General features: G+C 50.1%; 20 protein-coding genes, 1 tRNA gene and 2 other RNA genes. 14 read left to right on the top strand and 9 right to left on the bottom strand.

Going from position 1 to position 22,514, the window contains the following annotated elements:
* Window positions 1–54 precede the first annotated feature (54 nt).
* Window positions 55–1,383: a D-serine ammonia-lyase gene (gene dsdA, locus EDF88_RS16880; RefSeq protein WP_134185962.1), complete on the bottom strand. Its 1,329-nt coding sequence runs from the start codon at window positions 1,381–1,383 to the stop codon at window positions 55–57.
* Between the two features lie 18 nt (window positions 1,384–1,401).
* Window positions 1,402–2,739 (bottom strand): D-serine transporter DsdX, encoded by a 1,338-nt coding sequence (gene dsdX / locus EDF88_RS16875; protein ID WP_134185960.1) that lies wholly within the window; start codon window positions 2,737–2,739, stop codon window positions 1,402–1,404.
* A 225-nt stretch (window positions 2,740–2,964) separates the two neighbouring features.
* Here dsdX and dsdC point away from each other — a divergent pair, with 225 nt between their 5' ends.
* The 4 genes from dsdC to EDF88_RS16855 all read left to right on the top strand — a co-directional run bounded on the left by dsdC (window position 2,965) and on the right by EDF88_RS16855 (window position 6,322).
* Window positions 2,965–3,888, top strand: coding sequence for a DNA-binding transcriptional regulator DsdC (gene dsdC / locus EDF88_RS16870; protein ID WP_134185958.1), 924 nt, complete (start codon window positions 2,965–2,967; stop codon window positions 3,886–3,888).
* A gap of 77 nt (window positions 3,889–3,965) precedes the next feature.
* Window positions 3,966–4,745, top strand: coding sequence for a basic amino acid ABC transporter substrate-binding protein (locus EDF88_RS16865; protein WP_064514794.1), 780 nt, complete (start codon window positions 3,966–3,968; stop codon window positions 4,743–4,745).
* Between the two features lie 103 nt (window positions 4,746–4,848).
* Window positions 4,849–5,613 carry an amino acid ABC transporter permease gene (locus EDF88_RS16860; RefSeq protein ID WP_134185956.1) on the top strand — a complete coding sequence of 255 codons (765 nt, stop codon included), beginning with the start codon at window positions 4,849–4,851 and terminating at the stop codon, window positions 5,611–5,613.
* A complete protein-coding gene (locus EDF88_RS16855; RefSeq protein WP_134185954.1) occupies window positions 5,600–6,322 on the top strand; it encodes an amino acid ABC transporter ATP-binding protein in 723 nt (240 codons plus the stop codon). Before EDF88_RS16860 ends, EDF88_RS16855 begins: the two co-directional genes overlap by 14 nt.
* A gap of 73 nt (window positions 6,323–6,395) precedes the next feature.
* On the opposite strand, the gene emrD is transcribed toward EDF88_RS16855, so the two are convergent.
* The 3 genes from emrD to EDF88_RS16840 form a co-directional block, all read right to left on the bottom strand.
* On the bottom strand, window positions 6,396–7,580 hold the full coding sequence (gene emrD / locus EDF88_RS16850) for a multidrug efflux MFS transporter EmrD (RefSeq protein ID WP_064514788.1): 1,185 nt from the start codon (window positions 7,578–7,580) through the stop codon (window positions 6,396–6,398).
* 248 nt (window positions 7,581–7,828) lie between these two features.
* Window positions 7,829–7,918, bottom strand: a complete 90-nt coding sequence (locus EDF88_RS16845) for a type I toxin-antitoxin system toxin TisB (protein WP_134185952.1) — start codon at window positions 7,916–7,918, stop codon at window positions 7,829–7,831.
* A 435-nt stretch (window positions 7,919–8,353) separates the two neighbouring features.
* Window positions 8,354–8,650, bottom strand: a complete 297-nt coding sequence (locus EDF88_RS16840; protein ID WP_064514786.1) for a hypothetical protein — start codon at window positions 8,648–8,650, stop codon at window positions 8,354–8,356.
* Window positions 8,651–8,849: 199 nt separating this feature from the next.
* Here EDF88_RS16840 and EDF88_RS16835 point away from each other — a divergent pair, with 199 nt between their 5' ends.
* Window positions 8,850–9,467 (top strand): hypothetical protein, encoded by a 618-nt coding sequence (locus tag EDF88_RS16835; RefSeq protein ID WP_134185950.1) that lies wholly within the window; start codon window positions 8,850–8,852, stop codon window positions 9,465–9,467.
* A 67-nt stretch (window positions 9,468–9,534) separates the two neighbouring features.
* On the opposite strand, the gene EDF88_RS16830 is transcribed toward EDF88_RS16835, so the two are convergent.
* The gene (locus tag EDF88_RS16830; protein WP_034460637.1) at window positions 9,535–10,197 is read right to left on the bottom strand and encodes an OmpA family lipoprotein; all 663 of its coding nucleotides are present in this window, start codon (window positions 10,195–10,197) and stop codon (window positions 9,535–9,537) included.
* A 166-nt stretch (window positions 10,198–10,363) separates the two neighbouring features.
* On the opposite strand from EDF88_RS16830, the gene EDF88_RS16825 reads away from it, so the two are divergent.
* Entirely contained in the window at window positions 10,364–12,694 is a 2,331-nt protein-coding gene (locus EDF88_RS16825) for a molybdopterin guanine dinucleotide-containing S/N-oxide reductase (protein WP_134185948.1), read from the top strand.
* Here the strand turns inward: EDF88_RS16825 and EDF88_RS16820 are convergent.
* Window positions 12,663–13,103 carry an N-acetyltransferase gene (locus tag EDF88_RS16820; protein WP_064514779.1) on the bottom strand — a complete coding sequence of 147 codons (441 nt, stop codon included), beginning with the start codon at window positions 13,101–13,103 and terminating at the stop codon, window positions 12,663–12,665. The genes EDF88_RS16825 and EDF88_RS16820 overlap by 32 nt on opposite strands.
* A complete protein-coding gene (gene tag / locus EDF88_RS16815; protein WP_064514777.1) occupies window positions 13,100–13,663 on the bottom strand; it encodes a DNA-3-methyladenine glycosylase I in 564 nt (187 codons plus the stop codon). Before tag ends, EDF88_RS16820 begins: the two co-directional genes overlap by 4 nt.
* Before the next feature lie 170 nt (window positions 13,664–13,833).
* Here tag and EDF88_RS16810 point away from each other — a divergent pair, with 170 nt between their 5' ends.
* Window positions 13,834–14,547 (top strand): autotransporter domain-containing protein, encoded by a 714-nt coding sequence (locus EDF88_RS16810; RefSeq protein ID WP_064514775.1) that lies wholly within the window; start codon window positions 13,834–13,836, stop codon window positions 14,545–14,547.
* Window positions 14,548–14,784: 237 nt separating this feature from the next.
* Window positions 14,785–15,987, top strand: coding sequence for an MFS transporter (locus EDF88_RS16805; RefSeq protein ID WP_064514773.1), 1,203 nt, complete (start codon window positions 14,785–14,787; stop codon window positions 15,985–15,987).
* On the opposite strand, the gene EDF88_RS16800 is transcribed toward EDF88_RS16805, so the two are convergent.
* The gene (locus EDF88_RS16800; RefSeq protein ID WP_134185946.1) at window positions 15,978–16,562 is read right to left on the bottom strand and encodes an HD domain-containing protein; all 585 of its coding nucleotides are present in this window, start codon (window positions 16,560–16,562) and stop codon (window positions 15,978–15,980) included. The two genes, EDF88_RS16805 and EDF88_RS16800, sit on opposite strands and share 10 nt — an antisense overlap.
* 269 nt (window positions 16,563–16,831) lie before the next feature.
* On the opposite strand from EDF88_RS16800, the gene eptB reads away from it, so the two are divergent.
* From eptB to dppB, 6 genes are all read left to right on the top strand, one after another.
* Window positions 16,832–18,517, top strand: coding sequence for a kdo(2)-lipid A phosphoethanolamine 7''-transferase (gene eptB / locus EDF88_RS16795; RefSeq protein ID WP_134185944.1), 1,686 nt, complete (start codon window positions 16,832–16,834; stop codon window positions 18,515–18,517).
* A 100-nt stretch (window positions 18,518–18,617) separates the two neighbouring features.
* Window positions 18,618–18,694, top strand: a tRNA-Pro gene (locus tag EDF88_RS16790).
* Between the two features lie 36 nt (window positions 18,695–18,730).
* A non-coding RNA gene (locus EDF88_RS16785) (RtT sRNA) lies at window positions 18,731–18,843 on the top strand.
* Between the two features lie 35 nt (window positions 18,844–18,878).
* Window positions 18,879–18,992: non-coding RNA, RtT sRNA (locus tag EDF88_RS16780), on the top strand.
* Between the two features lie 781 nt (window positions 18,993–19,773).
* Complete coding sequence (gene dppA / locus EDF88_RS16775; RefSeq protein ID WP_064514767.1) at window positions 19,774–21,381, top strand: dipeptide ABC transporter periplasmic-binding protein DppA; 1,608 nt, start codon at window positions 19,774–19,776, stop codon at window positions 21,379–21,381.
* Window positions 21,382–21,494: 113 nt separating this feature from the next.
* Window positions 21,495–22,514: a dipeptide ABC transporter permease DppB gene (gene dppB / locus EDF88_RS16770; RefSeq protein WP_034460620.1), complete on the top strand. Its 1,020-nt coding sequence runs from the start codon at window positions 21,495–21,497 to the stop codon at window positions 22,512–22,514.

Here is a 22,514-nt window from a genome sequence, read left to right as displayed (position 1 = left end):
TTTTCGTAGGTCGGATTAGCGTTAGTGACATCCGACAACTTTGCTGTAAACGGATTACTTCGCTTTCGCCAGATACTGCGCCATCTCTGCTTCTGGCACCATGCCGCCACCTGTAGCCCAAACGATATGAGTGGCATTTTGCAGTTGCTGCGTTGTGAGGCCATGCATCTGCTGGTAAGCCGTATCGGCACTTACATGCTGTGGACCTGGCATTCCCGCCAGCGCAGAAGGTTCAAGGCGAATATTTTCTTCTTCCGCAAGCCAGCCGAGCAAATGATACATGGTCTGGTCTTCAAGAGTATAGAAACCGTCGAGTAACCGTTGCATTGCGCGCCCAACAAACCCGGATGCACGCCCCACCGCCAGGCCATCAGCGGCAGTAACATTATCAATACCCAAATCTTGCACGGATATCTCATCATGCAGGCCGGTATAAACCCCCAGCAGCATACAAGGCGAATGCGTCGGTTCTGCAAAGAAGCAGTGAACGTTATCGCCGAACGCCATTTTCAGGCCAAATGCCACACCACCAGGTCCACCGCCCACGCCGCATGGCAGGTAAACAAACAGCGGGTGTTCTTTATCCACAACGCGACCTTGCTGGGCAAACTGGTCTTTTAAGCGCTGACCGGCAACGGAATAGCCAAGGAAAAGCGTGCGGGAATTCTCATCGTCGATAAAGAAACAGTTAGGGTCGGACTCAGCCGCTTTGCGACCTTGTTCAACGGCAACGCCGTAATCTTGCTCGTATTCCACAACCGTCACGCCATGGCTGCGCAGTTTGGCTTTTTTCCACGCTCGGGCATCGGCAGACATATGCACGGTGACATTAAAGCCAATGCGCGCGCTCATGATGCCGATGGATAACCCCAGGTTTCCGGTTGAGCCCACGGCGATGCTGTATTGGCCAAAGAAAGCTTTAAATTCAGGTGATAGCAGTCTGGTGTAATCATCTTCAGTGGTCAGTAAACCGGCTTCGATAGCCAGTTTTTCGGCATGTGTCAGGACTTCATAAATCCCACCACGTGCTTTTATTGAGCCCGAAATCGGCAGATGGCTGTCTTTTTTCAGCAGCAATTGGCCGCAGATTTTCTGATCAAACTCTTTTTCCAGGCGCTTTTGCATCGCCGGAATCGCGACCAGTTCGGACTCGATAATACCGTTAGTCGCAGCGGTTTCCGGGAATGCCTGCGCCAGATAAGGAGCAAAGCGCGTCAGGCGTGCATGGGCATCCTGCACATCTTCGGCTGTGAGCCCCACGTACGGTAATCCTTCGGCGAGAGTTGTAGTTTCCGGGTTAAACCAACGGGTTTCTTGCAAATCAATCAGATCGCGAACCAGCGGAAATTGTTGAATCAATGTGTTTATTTCAGCGTTTTTCATAAGACAATCTCTTTGCGCTTAGATGATAAAGGAAAGCAGGAACGTCGCGCCCAGTGCTAACAGAGAGGCGATAAAAGTCGCCGTTGTATAATATTTGAATGTTTCGTTAAGCGTTGCGCCGCAATATTGCTTCACCAACCAGAACAGGGAGTCTGTGACGATGGTGCAGCCAATTGCGCCGGAGCCAATAGCAATGGTGATAATTTCCGGGCTGACGTTGGGATAAAGCGGCAGCATCGGTGCCACAATCGCGGTTGCGCCCATCATTGCCACTGTTGCAGAGCCTACAGCCGCATGCAAAATCAGGGCGACCAGCCATGCCAGCAAAATCGGGTGCATGTGCAAATTGGATAACAACACAGCCAGAGAATCTGCCAGGCCGCTGGTTTTCAGAATGGCGTTAAACGCACCGCCCGCACCGATAATCAGCAAAATATTTGCGATAGAACCAAAGCCATTCTCGGTATGGGTTAATAGCGGGCTCATGCCGATATGCTGGCGTAATCCAAGTACGTAATAAGCGACAAACACCGCAATAAACATGGCTGTGATTGGGTTGCCGATAAACTCCAGCAGGGTATATAACGCCCCGCCTTTCGCCATATTCAGCTCGGCGAGGGTTTTGACCAGCATCAGTCCAATTGGCAGCAAGATCGTGAACAGTGTCGCGCCCAACGAAGGCAGCGTTTCTTCGTTACGCACTTTCAGGTCGGAAAATTCAGCTGGCACCGCTTTAAACGGCAGACGATTTCCAACGATTTTCAGGAACAGTGGCCCGCCGACTAGTGATGCAGTTAAGCCCACCAGTAAACCATACACAATCACTGTGCCGACATCCGCACCCAGTTTGTTGGTGACAAACATCGCCGCTGGATGTGGCGGAACCACGCAATGGACTGCCATTAACGCAGTACACAATGGAATAGCCAGTTTCAGCAAAGAGGTGTTGGTCTTTTTAGCAATTGAAAACGCCAGTGGAATCAGTAGCACAACCCCAACTTCTACGAACAGCGTGATACCGCAAATCAAGCCGACCAAAACCATGATCACGTCAGCCGATAACCATCGGCAACGCTGTAACGCCAGGCCAATTCGTTCAGCACCGCCTGACACTTCCATCATCTTGCCCAGAATCGTGCCAAGGCCAATGACTGCCGCGAGGAAGCCCAACGTGCTACCAATGCCGTTTTCAATGGCGTTCACCATATCCAGCGGGCTCATACTCATCATGGTGCCGACAAAAAAACTAGCCAGCAACAAAGCGAGGAAAGGGTGAAACTTCAGTTTTACGATGGTAAAGACGATTAAAATTATGCTGCTGAGCAGCGTTCCCACAACCCAAATCTGAGATTCCATACCCACCTCACTCTGTGATTTATCTGCCGCTATTGGATAAAAATTGCTCCAGGCTGACAAACGATATAAATGGCATCTCAGATGAGCCAGATTGATGCAAAAGAGTGATTTAGGTCGAAATTAGGGGTGTTTATTTGATTTTGATTCGATTTTTCACATCTTAAAACGACGTTTTCGAGGGCGTATTTTACAATGCCGCCATGATTTATCTTTCAGGAAAGCACTATGGACCCGATTCGTGAAGTCAGAAACCGCCTGCTTAACGGCTGGCAGCTATCAAAACTCTACACATTTGAAGTCGCGGCCCGGCATCAATCTTTTGCACTGGCAGCGGAAGAGCTTTCGCTAAGTTCGAGCGCGGTCAGCCACCGGATTAATCAACTTGAGCAGGAGTTGGGGATCCAGCTGTTTGTGCGCTCACACCGTAAAGTCGAGTTAACGCATGAGGGAAAACGGGTTTTCTGGGCGCTGAAATCGTCGCTCGATACGCTCAACCAGGAAATTCTGGATATCAAAAATCAGGAACTGTCTGGCCTGCTGACGATATATTCGCGCCCTTCCATTGCACAATGTTGGCTGGTGCCGCGGCTCGGGGATTTTACGCGGCGCTACCCTTCGATTTCACTGACCATTCTGACTGGCAATGACAACGTGAATCTGCAACGTGCGGGAGTCGATCTGGCGCTCTATTTTGACGATGCCCCTTCGTCACAGCTAACCCATCATTTTTTGATGGATGAGTCCATTCTGCCGGTGTGCAGCCCGGAATATGCCCAGCGTTTTGAGTTAAAAAATAAACCTGCACATTTACGCAATTGCACGCTGTTACATGACCGCCAGGCGTGGAGTAATGATTCGGGTACAGATGAATGGCACAGCTGGGCGCAGCACTTTACCGTCGATTTACCTTCCTCTTCGGGTATCGGGTTTGATCGCTCAGATTTAGCCGTGATTGCCGCGGTAAACCAGGTTGGAGTGGCGATGGGGCGCAAAAGATTGGTGCAAAAACGGTTGGATCGCGGTGAGCTGGTTGCCCCCTTTGGCGAAATGACATTGAAGTGCCATCAGCATTATTACGCCACTACATTGCCTGGGCGGCAATGGCCAAAAATTGAAGCGTTTATTCAGTGGATGCAGTCGGCGGTGTAATTTTGTAGTTGCCGTGCAGCATTAAATTATGTATTTTTATGCATATAAAGTGCATAAATAATTTAATGGAGCGCGAAATGTTCAGGAAGTTAGTTAAGTCAGTTATTTTGGCCGGATGCATGGTTTCCGCTGTTTGTACTTCTGCTTATGCCGCACAACAGACCTATGTTGTGGGTTCTGGTGGTACGTACCGCCCGTTTGAATTTGAAAACAGCCAGAAACAGCTGGAAGGTTTTGATATCGACATCATCAAAGCCATCGCTAAAGCAGAAGGCTTTGATATCAAACTGGTTAATACACCGTGGGAAGGTATTTTTGCCACGCTGAACTCCGGTGACCGTGACATCATTATTTCTGGCATCACCATCACCGATAAACGCAAAGCGATGGTTGATTTCTCAGCGCCATATTTCCCGGCAGAGCAGTCCATCGTGGTACCTAATGATTCCAAAGTGGATTCCGTTAACGCGCTGAAAGGTAAGAAAGTTGGCGTAGTGAACTCTAGCGCTGGCGATACTGTCGTGTCCGACACGCTGGGCAAAAACAGCACTGACATCAAGCGCTTTGATAATACGCCGCTGATGCTGCAAGAGCTGGCTGAAGACGGTATCGACGCAGCGGTTGGCGATGTGGGTGTGGTGAAGTACTACATCAAATCTCACCCGGAAAAAGCGCTGAAAGCGGTAAAAGACGACAAATTTGAACGCCAGTATTTCGGCATTGCGGTAGCGAAAGATAACCAGGAACTGCTGGGTAAAATCAATGCAGGCCTGAAGAAAATCGTCGCAGACGGGACCTACGCAAAAATCTATTCCACATGGTTTGATAGCAACGTTCCAACTCTCCCCGCTGAATAATTTGCAATACCCGTTAGCATTCGAGTTGCAGCCAACACCCCTGCAGCTTGAAGGATAATGGGTATATGACTTTGGGGCCTTTTCGGCCCCAACAAGGACAGGTATGACCGGATTTCGCTGGGAGATAATCTCAGAATACGCGCCGTTATTTATGCAAGGCGCGATCATGACCATCAAGTGCACCATCATCTGCGTAATCTTAGGCACCACCTGGGGATTATTACTTGGACTTGGCCGCATGGCGCACGCCGAAGATGGCCCGTGGAAACATGTACTGCGTTATGCGGTGCAATGGCCAGTGCGCGTTTACGTCAGTGCGTTCCGTGGCACACCACTGTTTGTGCAAATCATGGTGGTTCACTTTGCGCTGGTGCCGCTGTTTATCAACCCGCGTGATGGCATGTTAGTGACCAGCGGGCTGATGTCGGTCGATTTTGCCCGTGCACTGCGCTCTGAATATGGCGCGTTTCTCTCGTGCGTGGTGGCGATTACGCTCAATGCCGGGGCCTATGTCTCTGAGATTTTCCGTGCGGGTATTCAGTCAATCGACAAAGGCCAGATGGAAGCATCGCGTGCGTTGGGTATGGGCTGGGGCAAAACGATGCGCAAAGTGATTTTGCCGCAGGCGTTCCGCCGGATTCTGCCACCGCTGGGTAATAACGCTATCGCCATTGTGAAAGATTCTTCACTGGCCTCGGCGATTGGCCTTGCAGATTTGGCCTACGTTGCACGTACTGTCTCTGGCGCTTATGCGACTTATTGGGAACCGTACCTGACGATCTCGCTGGTGTATTGGGTGCTGACGTTCATGCTCTCGCTGATGGTGCAACACATGGAAAAGAGGCTCGGCAAAAGTGATTCACGTTAAGGATTTACAGAAAAAATTTGGCAAAACTCATGTGCTGCGCGGCATTTCCTGTGATATCGCGCCGCAGGAAGTGGTATGTGTGATTGGTCCGTCCGGTTCCGGTAAGAGTACCTTTTTACGTTGCCTGAATGCGCTGGAAAAACCAGACGGTGGTGAGGTTATGGTGAACGGTTTTGCCGTGCACGACCCGAAAACTAACCTCAACACGCTGCGCGAAAGTATTGGCATGGTATTCCAGCGTTTTAACCTGTTCCCACATATGACAGTGTTGGAAAACCTGACGATGGCGCCGATGTCGCTTAAAGGGTTATCGAAGGCTGAAGCCGTGTCACGTGCGGAAAAGTTGCTGCAAAAGGTTGGGCTTATAGACAAAATCGACGCCTGGCCGTCAAGCCTTTCCGGCGGGCAGCAGCAGCGTGTAGCGATTGCTCGTGCATTGGCAATGGAGCCGTCGATCATTCTGTTTGATGAGCCGACTTCGGCACTCGACCCCGAGCTGGTGGGTGAAGTGCTGGCAGTCATGAAACAACTGGCGCTGGAAGGAATGACGATGGTTATCGTCACCCACGAAATGGGCTTTGCCCGTGAAGTGGCGGACCGCGTGGTGTTTATTGATCAGGGTGTGATTCAGGAGCAGGGGCCGCCGTCGCAACTGTTTAGCAACCCGACTAACCCACGTACCAAAGAGTTTTTGAGTAAAGTGCTTTAAGTTGGATAGTGTCGGGTAGCGCTACGCTTACCCGACCTACGTTCGCGTTTAATTCTCTCGGATTTAGCGTAAATTACACCGCTTCCCCATGCCGCTGAAACTTATGCGACAGCGGAAGCCAGCAGAACAAAATCATCACGCCCATTGCCGTCATGAGCATTCCGAGGCTGAATTGCCCGGTTTGTGGCAGTAACGCAGAAAACCACGCCATCGCTCCTGAACCAATATTTTGCAGCCCACCAACCAGCGCGCCCGCGGTGCCTGCGAGGAATGGGAACGGCTCCATTGCGCCGCTGGTCGCCAATGGGAATAACATCCCTGCGCCGAAGAAGAACAGCGCGGCTGGTACCAGTAATGTCCAGATGTTCATAATTCCAAGCCAGCCTGGAATCCACATCAAAATGCCGGCAAACAGGCAGCTCAATACGGCTTGCCACATCAATGAAGAGAAGCGCGCATTCTCCCGGCCAGCATACCAGGAGCCAAAGAAGGCTGCTGGGATAGGGAGAATAAACAGAATACTCACCACTACGCCATTGAGCCCAAGAACGCCGCCCATCAACACACCGGAACAGGCTTCAAACACCGCCACGCCTGCAAGGCCACCGACCAGCATCAGCAAATAGCAATTAAACGAGCCGCTGCCTAGTAAGGCTTTATAGCTCGCAACCAGTCGTTGAGGTTTAGCCTGAACCGGGCGAGTTTCAGGTAACCAACGCAACATGCAGAAAGCGACAATGGTGCAAAGCACCAGCAAGAAGCCGTAGCAAGCACGCCAACCCCATACGGAGTCAAGCATCCCGCCGATGACCGGAGCCAATAGCGGGCTGACCAGAATCCCCATATTCAGCAGACTGTTGGCAGAACGGAGCGATGCACCTTCGTAAAGGTCACGCGGCATGGTTCGTGCCATCACACCTGCAACGCCTGTCCCCATTCCCTGCAACGCACTGGCAATCACCAGAGCTGTTAAATTAGTGGTGAACAGAGCCCAAAGTGTGGCGAGGATAAAAATACTCATACCGGTGAGAATGACCGGGCGGCGGCCGATGCGGTCTGATATCGGCCCGTAGACAAGTTGCGACACGCCATAGGTCAGCAAATATGCCGCCATCACTTGCTGAATTGCACCGCTGCGCACGCCGAAATCGTGAGCCATATCGGGAATTGAAGGGATATAAATGGTTTGCGTCATTTGCCCGACAGCAACCAGCAGAATCAACATCATCAGCAGGTGAATATTGGCTAACTTTTTCATTTTCTCAGGTGTTATTTGGGGTGTATATGCCAATTGTCAGTTTATTAAACTGACTGCGCCAAAAAATCGAGAGGAATCTACCACACAAAGACGATGAAAACCTATGGCCTGACACCTTTTGGATGAGAGATAAATTGGCAGCATGTAAAGCCTGAACGGCAATTTATGTTGCCAGCGAAACGGCAACAGAGGTTTATAAAAAGGAGGCGGTTTCCCGCCTCCTTTTGGTGCGACTTGAAGACGATGAATTACTTGAAGTATTTCATGGCGACTTCAAGCAGTTGCAGTAACGCAACCATGAGTTTCAGAAACAAAATAGCCAGTCCCATCAAGCCCATACGCTTTCTCCTGTTACCAGGAGCACTTTCAGCCGACGAGCCTTTCCGCTGCCTGTAGTCGGCTGAGTTTGTTGAGGTGATCCGATGCGCTCCTCTGAGGTTAAGGCACTGACGGCACCACCCGTTTCAGCCAGGACTTAAATTGCGCGGCGGTTTGCGGCCTCAGAGCACATCACATTCAACACAATCAGTATATCCATTATACTGTATAAATAAACAGTAAAAAGATGAAAATGCGAACAGCTTCGCAAGCCACAGATTTATGCATTGCTCACATTATCAGCAACTATTTGCACCAGAGTGGGTTTCGTCGTATATTTTGGGGGTTGATGTGATCTGGTGTGCGAAGCAGTAAAAGCACTAGTAGCAAAAACAAAAAACCTCGCCTCACCAGCGGGGTTTTTTGTTTTTGTAGGTTCTGAAATTGACTTAGTTCTAAAACCCGTGGGGAACGGATTGCCCGAAGCCATCGCCACTGTCAGTGCTATTATCCTGCCGTCCTCGTGCTTCCAGCCTGTCTGCACGCATTTTCTCGCTTATTTCTCTGCGCTGCTCCGTGGTTAAGTTTTCACGGCCATAATACTGATCCGGATATTTCGAGCGCATGATTAATGCCTCGTTAGTCTCTGCCGGGTTAATGGTTTTATGCCCGTCATAGCCTGAGGTATCAGTCGATGAACAGCCAATAACGGCGAGTGGGATAAGCACTATCAGAGCAAATTTGTAAGCCATATTTCTTCCTGGATCAGCACAATGGATAGCGTATTCACGCAGCGTATCATGGATAGTTTAGCTCCGACTGCCTGGCGCCACACGATTTGGCGAAATGTTTAAACACACTCTTTCAAACGACTTTCCTCACCGGTTTTCATTTGCGAATTACCCTTAATAAGCTTGCTAATGATTCGTAAACTGAATACTGGAGAGAAAAATGACTAAGCATTGTTTTTCCGCTTTGCTGCTCAGCGCATTGTTGCTGAGTGCTGGTTCTATGGCGACGGCAGCTGAAAATGTTATCAGGCCGGTGCGTGGCATTATCGATGCTGTGAATGGTAATACGCTCATTATCACCACGCGGCAGGGGGAGAAGCTCGATGTCACTCTGACCGATCAAACCAAAGTGAATAGCGTTAGCGAGGCAAAAGTAAGTGATATCAAACCTGATAGTTTTATTGGCACAGCGGCGGTGCAGCAAGCTGATGGAACGCTAAAAGCGTTAGAAGTACATGTATTCGCGCCGAGCTTGCGGGGATCGGGTGAAGGGTTTAACCCTTTTGAATCTGCCGACGGCAATGTAAACACGATGACCAACGGTACGGTCGGAAAACTGGTTAATAGTCATGGCCGTACGATGACGGTGAAGGTTAAAGATCAGGAAAAAACAGTCATTGTTCCGGATGACGCTCCGGTGGTGCTAATTACCCCAGCGGATAAATCACTGTTGAAACCTGGTACTAAAGTCGTATTACACACAGCGAAAGATGATAAAGGTCAGTTAGTTGCTCGCGGGATATCCGCCGGTAAAGATGGCCTGATACCGCCGATGTAAATGCAGAGTTTTTTATCAAACTTCGCCCTGGCAATGAGCCAGGGCGAGATACAGCCAAATCCAATGCTTAAGACAGCGGGCTCAGCGTAATTTCTACGCGGCGGTTCTGGGCTTTGCCTTCAGCCGTGCTGTTGCTGGCGATTGGGTTGGCCGGGCCTGCACCTGTGGTACGCACACGGTTTGCTGCCACACCTTGTGTGATCAGCGCGCTACCCACACCATCTGCACGCTGCTGGGAAAGCTTCATATTCAGCTCCTGACTTCCGGTGCTGTCAGTGTAACCAACGATATTAACCGCAGTTTTTGGGTATTCTTTTAATACCATTGCCACGCCGGTCAGGGTATTCGCACCAGCCGGTTTCAGAGTTGCACTGCTGCTGTCGAAGGTGACATTGTTTGGCATGTTAAGCACGATGTTGTCGCCACTACGCGTCACACTCACGCCCGTTCCCTGCATTTTTTCACGAAGCTTCGCTTCCTGCACATCCATGTAATAACCAACGCCACCACCTAATGCAGCACCTGCTGCGGCACCAATCAGTGCACCTTTGCCGCGATCTTTTTTAGATGAGGAGAGTGCGCCAACGCCTGCGCCTACCAGCGAGCCAATACCGGCTCCAATGCCTGATTTCCCTGCTTCACGTTCGCCGGTGTAAGGGTTGGTAGTACAACCAGAAACTGCTAACGTGCCGCAAACAATGGCGGCAATCATCATGACGCGTTTTTTCATCTCATTTCCTTTGTGAATTTAATAACTCAACCGCGACTTCAGCGGCGGTTGATTATGCCGTGTGAATGTGTAGAAATTTCTATAGAGTCGTCTGAATTTGTAAACAAAATATTGAGTGGCCATCAGGCCGCCACCTGCACAACACCTGCAAATAAGGGAGCCCGAATTGGCTAACGTATTCTCATCAAACAAGAAAATTCTAACTGCCGCACACTGGGGCCCGATGATAGTTGAAACTGATGGAGAGCGAGTCCTCGCTTCCAGAGGGGCATTGGAAACCGGGCATGAGAATTCACTGCAAAGCGCAGTTCCAGACCAGGTACACAGTAAAGCCCGTGTGCAGTATCCCATGGCCAGGAAAGGTTTTCTTGCCTCACCCGAAGCACCACAAGGTGTGCGGGGTGAAGATGAGTATGTGCGCATCAGTTGGGGTGAAGCGCTCCAGTTGATTCACCAGCAGCACCAACGCATTCGCACGACTTATGGGGCAGCTTCCATTTTTGCGGGTTCCTACGGCTGGCGCTCCAATGGCGTACTTCATAAAGCGGCGACATTATTGCAGCGCTATATGAGTCTCGCGGGCGGTTATACCGGGCACCTGGGCGATTACTCAACCGGTGCTGCGCAGGTCATCATGCCGTATGTGGTTGGCTCAAATGAGGTTTATCAGCAGCAAACTAGCTGGCCGTTGGTGCTGGAGCACAGCGATGTGGTGGTGCTGTGGAGCGCCAACCCATTGAACACGCTGAAGATTGCCTGGAATGCCAGCGACGAACAGGGCGTGAAGTTTTTTGAGCAACTGAAAAACAGCGGTAAAACCGTGATCGCCATTGATCCGATGCGATCGGAAACGGTGGATTTCTTTGGTGAAAATGCCCAGTGGATTGCTCCAAATATGGGAACTGATGTCGCGCTGATGTTGGGTATCGCGCATACGCTGGTTAAACACGGCTGGCACGATACTGACTTCCTGGCGCGCTGTACTCATGGCTACGATAAATTCGCCGCTTATTTGACGGGCGAATCAGACGGTCAGCCGAAAAACGCCGAATGGGCGGCGAAGATTTGTGGTGTGCCGGTGCAAACCATTGAATACCTGGCGCAGGTATTTAGCCGCAATCGCACCATGCTGATGTCGGGCTGGGGGATGCAGCGCCAGCAGTATGGCGAGCAAAAGCACTGGATGTTGGTCACGCTTGCAGCGATGCTGGGGCAAATTGGTACGCCGGGCAGCGGTTTTGGTTTGTCTTATCACTTTGCGAACGGTGGCAACCCAACGCGGCGCGCGGCGGTGCTGGGCTCAATGCAGGGAACGGTGGCAAACGGTACTGATGCTGTCGAGAAAATCCCGGTGGCACGCATTGTTGAAGCGTTGGAAAACCCAGGTGGCGAGTATCAGCATAATGGGCAGCAAAAAATATTCCCGGATATTCGCATGCTCTGGTGGGCGGGTGGCGGTAATTTTACCCACCATCAAGATACCAATCGTCTGATCAAAGCCTGGCAGAAACCGGAGTTGGTTATTATTTCCGAATGCTTCTGGACGGCGGCCGCAAAACACGCAGATATTGTGTTGCCGATCACCACATCGTTTGAGCGCAATGATTTAACGATGACCGGTGATTACAGTAATCAGCATTTAGTGCCGATGAAGCAGGTCGTTTCCCCACAAGGGGAGGCGCGCAATGATTTCGATGTTTTTGCCCAACTCAGTGCATTGTGGGAAGAGGGCGGCGAAGCCCGTTTTACTGAAGGAAAAACCGAGCTGCAATGGCTGGAGGAGTTCTATGACATTGCGCGCAAGCGCGGTGCAACGCAGCAGGTAGAACTGCCGGAATTTAAACAGTTCTGGGAAGCTAACCAGCTGATAGAAATGCCGGAAAGTGAAAAGAACGCCGCTTTTATTCGTTTCGCTGATTTCCGCCATGATCCGCAGGCTAATCCATTAAAAACACCAAGCGGGAAAATCGAAATTTATTCCGAGCGTATTGCCAGTTTTGGTTACGCTGATTGCCCTGCGCATCCGACCTGGCTTGCGCCAGACGAATGGCAAGGCAATGCGCAGTCCGGTCAGCTTCAACTGCTTTCATCTCATCCGGCACATCGCCTGCACAGCCAGCTTAACTATTCGGCGCTGCGTGATAAATACGCGATTGCCGGACGTGAGCCGTTAACACTGCATCCAAAAGATGCGGCTGAACGTGGCATTGCGGATGGTGATTTAGTGCGTGTCTGGAATGCGCGTGGGCAGGTGCTGGTGGGTGCGCTGGTAACAGAAGGCATAAAGCCTGGAGTGGTCTGTATTCACCAAGGGGCGTGGCCTGATTTAGACGACGAAAAGCTGTGTAAAAACGGTGCGGTGAATGTGCTGACGCTTGATATTCCGACTTCGCGCCTGGCAAATGGCTGTGCTGCAAACTCGTCGCTGGTATGGGCCGAAAAGTATCTCGGCCCGGTACCGGAAGTTACGGCATTTGTTCCGCCTGCCAGCTCATAATCCAGGTCGGGTGGTGCGTTTCGTTTTGCCAGGCGCTTTCTTCAATGCGAAAGCCCTGGTGATGATAGAAATGCACTGCCCGATGATTCTTCTGGTAAACCTCAAGGCTCAGTGAGGGATAAAGCGCTTTGACGTGCTCCATCAACGCTTGCCCAATTCCCTTGCCAATAAAAGGTTCGCTAACAAACAATGCGCCAATAAATAGCGAATCCAGCACGCTAATAAATCCCACCATTTTGTCCTGATGCAGATAAACCCAGGTCGCAGATTGCGGAATATAAACATTCCGTACGATGGACTCACTTTCGTGCCAGTAATTTTCGCTAATAAATGGATGAGCCTGAATCGTGCTGGCAAGCCAGATTTCAATCAGTTCATCCATTTCACCAGGCTGTAGGCGGCGAATCATTTGAGATTATCGGGATGGCAGAAGCAAGTGGTGACGTGGTCATTGACCAGCCCACAGGCCTGCATAAACGAGTAGCAAATGGTTGACCCGACGAACTTAAAGCCGCGTTTTTTCAGCGCTTTTGATAACGCGTCGGACGCGGGGGTGGTGGTAGGGATTTCTGCAAGCGTTGCCGCCTGTGTAATCTGCGCCTGGTTATCGACAAACGACCAGACAAACTCCGGGAATTTCTCACCGTTGGCTTCCATCGCCAGATACGCTTTCGCGTTATTGATGATGGCTTCTATTTTCCCGCGATGGCGGATAATACCGGCATCCTGTACCAGTTCGTCTACGTCTTCCGGTTGCAGTAAAGCCACGGCCTGCGGATCGAAATTTTTAAAGCAGCGACGGTAGTTTTCGCGTTTTTTCAGCACGGTTATCCATGATAAACCGGCCTGTTGTCCTTCAAGGCAAATCATCTCAAACAGGTGTTGCCCGTCAGTCATCGGCACACCCCATTCCTTATCGTGATACTCAATATAGAGCGGGTCATTTGATACCCATCCACAACGCAGCATACGTTTCTCCTTTGATGAAATTTCTCGTGCCAACTTGACGTGCGAAATAAAGCGACAATAGTTAATTCAGGGCCATCTTGATACACCATGAGTTAATTAGGGGTTATCCGCAAGCCCGACAAAAAGACTAATAATATCGCCGGATTTGGCTCTTTTCTGGAGTCGTTTTGATGATCAAAATTATACGCAGTGGTCGCCGTGTCACTTTCTCCACGGTGCTGGCTTTGTGTTGCCTGTCACACGCTACGAATGTATTTGCCTGGCAACAAGAATATGTCGCCGAAGAAACTTCGGGCGAAGCGCAGGATCGTTACACTTGGGACAGTAATCGCCAACCAAGCTACAACGATATTCTCGCAGAAAGGATCAATTCTTCTTTTACCTCCCAAAACCAGGAGGGGCTGATGCTCGTTTCTGGTAACGATAATATTAGCGCTGATACCTCACGTTTGGGCATCGGCTGGAATATCTCTTTGCCTGGCAATATTACAACCGGCCCGACAGCAAAATACAGTTGGGATGGCACAACGCCCGGAATTTATAACGAGTATGGCGACACGGCTGTCGCAGCGCGATTTACCGATCAACTCTGGCATGCCAGCGTCTCTACTGTGGGTTGGCGTATGGATTCCTCGGTAGGCTATCTGCGCCCGTGGGCACAAGTTAGTTATAACCATCAGTATGGTGAAAATCTCTGGAAGGCACAGTCAGGACTACGAGCAAATGTCGTGCCGAGTCAGGACGCAAGCTGGATGGATGTGACCGTGGGTGCCGATATGCCAATTGGTAAAAATATGGCAGCGTTTGCTTCTATGTCACAAGCCGAAGGATTAACGACAGGTGAGGCATATATTTATAATGTTGGCGTTAGCGCGCGCTTCTGATCATTAATGTAACCTTGAACTGATATATTTAACATTTAATAATCAGTGTTTACGCACCTTATATTGATAGTAGGCACTAACTTTATTGATTTTGAATTAACGTCCAGGTCATTCATTCCCTCTCAGGTGCATTTCATTCCGGCCTGAGTGCACTTCATGCCTTTTTCTCCTGGAATAAAATGCACTTCGTTACTCTTGGCAGCAGAAGATTTCTCTTAAATTTTGCGGACATCTGCCATGAATAATTCTACCTACAACCGTACTCGTTGGTTAACTCTGATCGGCACCATCATTACCCAGTTTGCATTGGGTTCCGTTTATACCTGGAGCTTGTTCAACAGCGCACTGTCGCAAAAGCTGGGTGAGCCAATCAGCCAGGTGGCATTTTCCTTTGGTTTATTAAGCCTTGGCCTTGCGATTTCCTCTTCCGTTGCGGGCAAATTGCAGGAACGTTTTGGTGTACGCAAAGTAACGATGGCGGCAGGTGTTCTGCTGGGTGTCGGCTTTTTCCTGACCGCACATTCCAATAACTTGCTGATGCTGTGGTTGAGTGCCGGTGTGCTGGTGGGCCTGGCCGATGGTGCGGGTTACCTGTTAACACTCTCCAACTGCGTGAAATGGTTCCCGGAGCGTAAAGGCCTGATTTCCGCATTCGCCATTGGCTCTTACGGCCTCGGCAGCCTGGGTTTCAAATATATCGATACCCATTTACTGGCAACTTACGGCCTTGAAAGCACCTTTATGATTTGGGGTGGCCTGGCGATGGTGATGATTCTTCTCGGTTCATTACTGATGAAAGATGCCCCATTGCAGGAAGTTAAAACCGCGAATGGTGTGGCCGAAAAAGATTACACCCTTGCAGAATCTATGCGTAAGCCACAGTACTGGATGCTGGCTATCATGTTCCTGACTGCCTGCATGAGTGGTTTGTATGTTATCGGTGTAGCAAAAGATATCGCACAAGGCATGGTGCATTTGACTGCTGAGTCTGCGGCAAACGCGGTAACCGTTATCGCGATTGCTAACCTGAGTGGCCGCCTGGTGCTGGGTATTCTGTCCGATAAGATTGCTCGTATCCGCGTTATCACTATCGGCCAGGTTATTTCTTTGGTCGGCATGGCTGCACTGTTGTTTGCCCCACTTAACGAAGCGACTTTCTTTGCAGCGATTGCCTGTGTAGCGTTTAACTTCGGCGGCACCATCACCGTTTACCCATCACTGGTGAGCGAGTTCTTTGGTCTGAATAACCTGACTAAAAACTACGGTGTGATTTACTTAGGCTTCGGTATCGGCAGCATCTGCGGTTCGATTATCGCTTCCATCTTCGGCGGCTTCTACGTGACCTTCTGCGTCATCTTTGCCTTGCTGATTTTGTCTCTGGCGATTTCCACCACCATCCGCACTCCAGCGCGCGAAGTTTATCAAGAAGCTCACGCTTGATAGCGAGCCATTAATGCCGCAAACCATGCCGCCGGGACGTTATACGGCGGCATCATTAATTGTGAAATCCCCTGTTCTATAATGCCTTCCGCTTGTGCTTTTAAGATCTCATTCCCTCGTTGTAATCCTGCCAACTGAATGCGTTTTTCTATCAAGTAGACCCGGGCAAAGTGTGGGTCGTAGCGCAAAATTTCACGCGTGTTATCGATGATGTCAGCCAGTTTGATGGTTTGCGCCTCGAGGCTTGCGTTGGCGGTATGCAGGAAGTGAGCACGTTTACGATGCATACGATTGGTGCCGGGGAGTTGTTCAGGGTTGGTGACCATTGCCACCAGAGTTGCCACATCCGGACCAAAGTGCTCCTGAATGTCGATAAGCGTGGTACCGGTATCCTCAACAGTGTCGTGCAACCAGGCTGCCGCGAGCACTTCCTCAATAGGAGAAACGCTTCTGACTATCTCCACCACGGCTGCGGGATGGACGATATATGGCTCAAGTGTATATTTGCGGCGCTGATCGCAAGCTGCATGAGCCTTTGTTGCATATCGGCGTGCGCGTTCTTCTAAAGACAGCATAACTACCTCTCTGCATCACCAATATTGCCTGATATGTTCCATAACCCACCTGTGTTGAGCCAGCATGAGATATGTAAACAACCGTGTGGATCACTAATTTTGCCGATACTTTTTACTCTCCCTATGTTCTACTAATCCGCGCCAAAAATTGGCTAAGAATCATCCTGATTCGGACTCTATTTTTTATTGCTCAGAATTTTCTTCACCAGGGGGAGTCTGAGTGATGTTTATAACATCTCTTTTTTGCATTATTTTTTCGGACAACCTGCATGAATTACATTAAATCGATGACCCAGCAGAAACTCTGTTTTCTGTTAGCGGTATACATCGGCATATTTTTGAACCTTTCGGTTTTTTATAATCGTTTCATGGGCTTTGCTCAGGACTTTAGTCGCCTGAAAGGTTTCTCCATGGTCGCAGAGGTCGTGGCTTGTGTACTGGTCACTTTCTTTTTATTCCGTGTGTTATCCCTGTTTGGCCGTACCGTCTGGCGAATCCTCGCTACATTAATCGTGTTGTGCTCCGTTGGTGCCAGCTATTACATGACGTTGCTTAACGTCGTTATTGGCTACGGTATTATCGCCTCGGTGATGACCACAGATATCGACCTCTCGAAAGAAATTGTCGGCTATCAATTCGTATTGTGGATGGTTTTGGTCAGTGCTATTCCGTTGGTACTTATCTGGGGAAGCAAAACACGCGATACCTTGCTTAATCAATTGAAAACCCCTGGTCAGCGCATCAAAAACGTGGCCATTGTGCTGTTGGCTGGACTGATGGTTTGGGCACCACTGCGTTTACTTGATAAACAACAAAATCGTACAGAAAAACGCTCCACGGTAGATATGCCAAGCTACGGCGGCGTGGTGGCTAACTCTTATCTGCCATCAAACTGGGTCTCAGCGTTGGGTCTTTTTGCCTGGGCTCAGGCTGATGAGTCCAACGACAATAGTTCGTTGCTCAACCCAGCGAAGAAGTTTACGTATGTCGCGCCAAAAGAGCTCGATGATACCTATGTTGTGTTTGTGATTGGCGAAACCACTCGCTGGGATCACATGGGTATTCTGGGCTATGACCGTGACACCACACCAAAACTCGCCCAGGAGAAAAACCTGGTCGCGTTCAGAGGTGAATCTTGCGATACCGCGACTAAGCTTTCGCTGCGTTGTATGTTCGTGCGTGAAGGCGGGACGGAAGAGAATCCGCAGCGTACTCTGAAAGAGCAGAACGTCTTTGCGGTACTTAAACAGCTTGGTTTCAGCTCAAACCTTTTTGCGATGCAAAGTGAAGTCTGGTTCTACGGCAACACCATGGCAGATAACTTCTCTTACCGTGAGCAGATTGCCGCTGAACCGCGGAACCGCGGTAAGCAAGTCGATGACATGCTGCTGGTCGAAGAGATGAAACGTTCTGTGGACGAGCATCCTAACGGCAAGCATTTGATTGTGCTGCACACCAAAGGCTCGCACTTCTCTTACGTGCAACGTTACCCACGCAGCTACGCGAAATGGACTCCAGAGTGCGTCAGCATTGATAAAGAGTGCAGCAAAGAGCAGCTGATTAACGCTTTTGATAACTCGGTGTTGTATACCGATAGCGTGCTTGAACAAGTGATTTCTGAGCTGCGTGATAAGCGTGCGATTATTTTCTATGCCTCTGACCATGGTGAGTCTATCGACGAGCACAAACACCTGCACGGTACACCACGTAAAATGGCTCCACCTGAGCAGTTCCGTGTGCCGTTGCTGGTTTGGGCATCTGATAAATATCTGGAAAACCCGGATCGCGCACGTGAGTTTGCACATATGCAGGAACAGGCGAAAATGAAGGTGCCGCACCGCCATGTTGAGCTGTATGACACCATCATGGGTTGTCTGGGCTATACATCTCCAGACGGTGGTATTAACCAGAACAACAACTGGTGCCATGTGCCCGAAAAGAAAGCCGCACAGTAACTTTTTAGCCACATGTGCTGGAATTTAAAGCAAACAGACAGGATTTTCAGTTTCAGGGATTGACGGGTAAAACGGTGCGCAGTAAGATGCGCTCCGCATTCGGCGAGTAGCGCAGCTTGGTAGCGCAACTGGTTTGGGACCAGTGGGTCGGAGGTTCGAATCCTCTCTCGCCGACCAAATTCAAGAAAACCCAACCGTAAGGTTGGGTTTTTTTACGTCTGTAGTTTATGAGGATGAGAATCTCCGCAGGAGGTTTGAGCCGAGCGCAGCGAGACAACGTTGCTTCAGCAACGGCCCGCAGGGGAATAATCCTCTCTCGCCGACCAAATTTAGAAAAAGCCAACCTTCGGGTTGGCTTTTTTGCATCTGTAGTTTGAAGAGGATGAGAATCTCCGCAGGAGGTTTGAGCCGAGCGCAGCGAGACAACGTTGCTTTAGCAACGGCCCGTAGGGGAATAATCCTCTCTCGCCGACCAAATTCAAGAAAACCCAACCGCAAGGTTGGGTTTTTTTACGTCTGTAGTTTACCGCCACGCATCTGACATCTCGCTCACCCGCCCCACGTTAAACCCCTAACCTTGTAAAAATATCCGCTTCATCGTCCAACATCTGTCTTTATATGCTTTTGTGACATTTCCCATCGTATTTTGTTATGGAAAATCGTGGGTTAATACGCCATTGCTTATGTTTCATACCAGCATGATTCGCTGTAAGAGATATAGATCACAAAACTTATCGTTCAGATAATCAGCATCTGGCAAGAAATTTTACAGAAATAGCACAACTGCATACCACTCCCGCTCGTCTTTTAATCAGTGGATAATTCTGGTTACATGGCAGTAGCATAAATTTCCCTGCTGGAAACAGAGCGACTGGCTTTTTTTAAACTTTGTTCGCTGATTCTCACCTCGGTTGTAAATCCCCGTTACCTATATTGACGTTTTACTCATCTATTGACAGATTGTAGGGCGTGAGGGGCAAATTATGGACAGTCCGCACTACCACACAGCTAGCCTGACGAAAGGAACACCTGGCCTCACTACCGCCTCCGGGCATACCGAACGGACCGCACACAAATAACAAAGGTCTAACGGAAAAAACAACACGACATATGTCCCCGAATTATTTCTTGCTGTAGCACTGCGGTAACTGAACAAATCATTGTGAGCTTACTTGAGTACGCGATCGGTGTGAGTAAAGGCAGCCCGTAAAGCCGTGGCAAGAAAGATAAAGGGAACATCACAACGGAGCAGAAGAATGAGTCTTTCCTTGAAGAAGTCAGGGATGCTGAAGTTTGGTCTGAGCCTGGTGGCCTTGACCGTAGCAGCTAGCGTTCAGGCAAAAACCCTGGTTTATTGCTCAGAAGGTTCCCCAGAAGGTTTTAACCCGCAGTTGTTCACCTCTGGTACAACTTACGATGCCAGTTCAGTGCCAATCTATAACCGCTTGGTCGAGTTCAAAACGGGTACCACTGAAATTATCCCGGGCCTTGCTGAGAAATGGGAAGTCAGTGCAGACGGTAAAACCTATACCTTCCACCTTCGTTCAGGTGTGAAGTGGCAAGACAACAAAGATTTCAAACCAACGCGCGATCTGAATGCTGATGACGTCGTGTTTTCTTTTGATCGTCAGAAAAATGCCAACAACCCGTATCACAAAGTTTCTGGCGGCAGCTACGAATACTTCGAAGGCATGGGTTTATCTGACCTGATCAGCGAAATTAAGAAAGTGGACGACAATACCGTTCAGTTCGTGCTGACTCGTCCAGAATCACCATTCCTGGCCGATCTCGCCATGGACTTCGCCTCTATTCTTTCCAAAGAATATGCTGACAACATGATGAAAGCCGGTACGCCGGAAAAAACTGACCTGAACCCAATCGGTACCGGTCCGTTCCAGCTGCTGCAATACCAGAAAGATTCTCGCATTCTGTACAAAGCGTTCCCAGGCTACTGGGGCACCAAGCCGCAGATCGACCGTCTGGTCTTCTCCATCACGCCTGATGCGTCTGTGCGTTACGCCAAACTGCAGAAAAACGAGTGCCAGGTTATGCCGTATCCAAACCCGGCTGACATCGCTCGCATGAAACAAGATAAGAGCATCAACTTGATGGAACAGGCTGGCCTGAACGTGGGTTACTTGTCCTTCAACACCGAGAAAAAACCGTTTGATGACGTGAAAGTTCGTCAGGCGCTGACTTATGCGGTGAACAAAGAAGCGATCATCAAAGCGGTTTATCAAGGCGCAGGCACTGCGGCTAAAAACCTGATCCCACCAACCATGTGGGGCTACAACGATGACGTGAAGGATTACACTTATGATCCTGAGAAAGCAAAAGCGCTGCTGAAAGAATCCGGCCACGCTGACGGCTTCACCGTTGATCTGTGGGCAATGCCAGTACAGCGTCCGTACAACCCGAACGCTCGCCGTATGGCTGAGATGATTCAGGCTGACTGGGCGAAAGTCGGTGTGACCGCCAAAATCGTAACTTACGAGTGGGGCGAGTACCTGAAACGCGCTAAAGCCGGTGAACACCAGGCTGTGATGATGGGTTGGACTGGCGACAATGGGGACCCGGATAACTTCTTCGCGACTCTATTCAGCTGTGCCGCAGCAAAAGACGGTTCTAACTACTCTCGCTGGTGCTACAAGCCGTTTGAAGACCTGATTCAACCTGCGCGTGCCACAGACGATCACAACAAGCGTATCGAGCTGTACAAGCAAGCTCAGGTCGTGATGCATGACCAGGCTCCGGCGCTGATCGTTGCTCACTCCACGGTATATGAGCCAGTGCGCAAAGAAGTGAAAGGTTATGTGGTTGACCCATTGGGCAAACACCACTTTGAGAACGTGTCTGTCGAATAATAAATAACAGTAGCGTGCTTTATTCCCTCTCCCAGTGGGGAGAGGGTGAAAGATTTGTGAGCAATACAGACTGAAGGCTGCAAGGCTTTCAGTCACTACAGAGAATCCGGGTTATGTTGCAGTTCATCCTCCGACGTCTGGGGCTAGTTATCCCCACTTTTATCGGTATTACCCTTCTTACCTTCGCCTTCGTGCATATGATTCCCGGTGACCCGGTGATGATTATGGCCGGTGAGCGCGGTATCTCTCCTGAACGTCATGCTCAGTTGTTGGCTGAACTTGGCCTCGACAAGCCTATGTGGCAGCAATACGTCCATTATATTTGGGGCGTGATGCACGGCGACTTGGGCATTTCGTTAAAAAGCCGTCTTCCTGTGTGGGACGAGTTCGTACCGCGTTTTAAAGCGACCATGGAACTCGGTGTCTGCGCGATGTTGTTTGCCGTTGCCGTGGGTATTCCGGTTGGCGTGCTGGCTGCGGTTAAACGTGGTTCCGTGTTTGACCACACCTCTGTGGGACTTGCTCTGACAGGCTACTCAATGCCAATTTTCTGGTGGGGTATGATGTTAATCATGCTGGTTTCCGTCTACTGGAACCTCACCCCGGTATCAGGGCGTGTCAGCGATACGGTATTCCTCGACGACACCTTGCCCCTCACCGGCTTCATGCTGATAGACACCGCTATATGGGGTGAGCCGGGCGACTTCATCGATGCAGTGATGCATATGATATTGCCAGCCGTGGTGCTCGGTACTATCCCGCTGGCGGTTATCGTGCGTATGACTCGCTCTTCAATGCTAGAAGTACTCGGTGAAGACTACATCCGTACCGCTCGTGCGAAGGGCCTGACGCGTATGCGCGTCATCGTGGTTCATGCGCTGCGCAACGCCATGCTGCCAGTTGTGACGGTTATCGGCCTGCAAGTCGGTACGTTGCTGGCGGGTGCCATCCTGACGGAAACCATCTTCTCCTGGCCGGGCCTTGGCCGCTGGCTGATTGATGCATTGCAACGTCGTGACTACCCGGTAGTACAGGGCGGCGTATTGTTGGTCGCGACGATGATTATCCTCGTGAACCTGATCGTCGACTTACTGTACGGCGTGGTGAACCCGCGTATACGCCATAAGAAATAA

Origin of the sequence: Buttiauxella sp. BIGb0552 (assembly GCF_004366275.1) — a bacterium.
In the GTDB taxonomy this organism is placed as follows: domain Bacteria; phylum Pseudomonadota; class Gammaproteobacteria; order Enterobacterales; family Enterobacteriaceae; genus Buttiauxella; species Buttiauxella gaviniae.
The sequence above is the reverse complement of the archived record's forward strand: the minus strand, read 5'-3'. Positions and strand labels throughout refer to the sequence as shown.